The organism is Vibrio sp. OPT46 (genome assembly GCF_015163535.1).
Classification (GTDB): domain Bacteria; phylum Pseudomonadota; class Gammaproteobacteria; order Enterobacterales; family Vibrionaceae; genus Vibrio; species Vibrio alginolyticus.
Genome location: NZ_JADDYG010000752.1, coordinates 1 through 201, shown reverse-complemented (window position 1 = coordinate 201; position 201 = coordinate 1). Strand labels below are relative to the sequence as shown.

Below are 201 nucleotides of genomic sequence, written 5' to 3'. Positions count from 1 at the left end.
AACAAAACCTTAAATTGAAGAGTTTGATCATGGCTCAGATTGAACGCTGGCGGCAGGCCTAACACATGCAAGTCGAGCGGAAACGAGTTATCTGAACCTTCGGGGAACGATAACGGCGTCGAGCGGCGGACGGGTGAGTAATGCCTAGGAAATTGCCCTGATGTGGGGGATAACCATTGGAAACGATGGCTAATACCGCAT

The 201-nt window shown here is 50.2% G+C and carries 1 rRNA gene; it reads left to right on the top strand.

Going from position 1 to position 201, the window contains the following annotated elements:
- Positions 1 to 11 precede the first annotated feature (11 nt).
- Positions 12 to 201 (top strand): 16S ribosomal RNA (locus tag IQR33_RS26755); the annotation flags it as partial.